The sequence below is a fragment of the Enterobacter sp. R-1.6.2 genome (assembly GCF_035064085.1).
In the GTDB taxonomy this organism is placed as follows: domain Bacteria; phylum Pseudomonadota; class Gammaproteobacteria; order Enterobacterales; family Enterobacteriaceae; genus Enterobacter; species Enterobacter asburiae_B.
On record NZ_JASEYI010000100.1, the window covers coordinates 1 to 1138 of the forward strand.

The following is a 1138-nucleotide window of genomic DNA, read 5'->3' on the forward strand; positions in this document are numbered from 1 at the left end:
ACCTGTGGATGCAGCGGGATGCGGCGGGGAATGCCAACAGCCAGGTGGTGAACACGTCGGGGAATATTGAGACGCAGAATGGGGATATCACCATCAGGACAGGAAGCCTGTTGAATGAGCGCGAGGGGATCAGTGAAACACGCAGCTATCAGGCCGCGACGGGCAGCCCTGCTGCAAGCGGCGCGACCTCCATTCGTGTAAAAGTCACAGACCTACCCCCTGATGAGTGGGGGTATATTTATACAATTTACAGTGGTGCGGGTGGCGGTAATATCTTCTCAATTGTCGCGCCGATGCCAAGTGGAGCAGTACAACGTTATCTGGTCGGATCGACCGTGGTCGATGTGACCGCAACAGGTGGCGTTGCGCGCATCGCCGCTAACCACGATCTGACTATCAATGCCGCTACGCTGAATAACCGTGCCGGTTATTTACTGGCCGGGAATGGGATGAACCTTTCCGGCAACAGCCTGAATAACCAGTCCTGGTTTGGTTATTCAGAGGATGAATATAAGGTCTATCGTTATAGTGGGAAAACAGGCAAGGTATCCAGCCTGAAAGGAAGCCCTGCCTCCGGCAACGATAACAACCGTCGTGTGACTTATACGCTGGATGGCGCGCCTCAGTACGAAACCCATACCACCGAACAAGCCCTCCGCGCGGTGATTCAGGCTGGCGGTCAGGTCACGGCGAATTTTACCAGTAATATCAGCAATACGGCGACGACCTCGAATGGCGGTGGAATAAGTCATTCGATACCTGCGCCGTCGCTGAACACCCTCAGCAACCAGACCATCGGCAGCGGTGTGCAAAAACAGGGGCTGAGCGCTGCCGGAACCGTGGCGGTGACCTCGCCGCAGTGGAACGATCGGCTTCAGGGGGCGCTGCAGCAGCTTAACGGCGGCGGCTCGCTGGAAAACGGCGGCGCGTCCGGCACGCCTCTCAGCAACATTGGCACCAGGCAGAAAGGCAACGCGAACCTCGGCCAGCTGGGCGCACTGGCAAACGCCGGGGTCACCACCGCCGATCTCAGAACCGCTCAGGGTGGCGCCGTCGGGCATTATCAGGGCCAGCGCGTCGACACCAGCGCTTACCCGCTGCCGTCGGGCAACAACGGCTATTTTGTCTTCTCCGACAA

Annotated in this window: 1 pseudogene; it reads left to right on the forward strand. The window is 58.3% G+C overall.

Annotation, left to right across the window (positions count from 1 at the left end):
• A pseudogene (locus tag QMN93_RS25960) lies at nt 1-1138 on the forward strand (hypothetical protein); the annotation flags it as partial.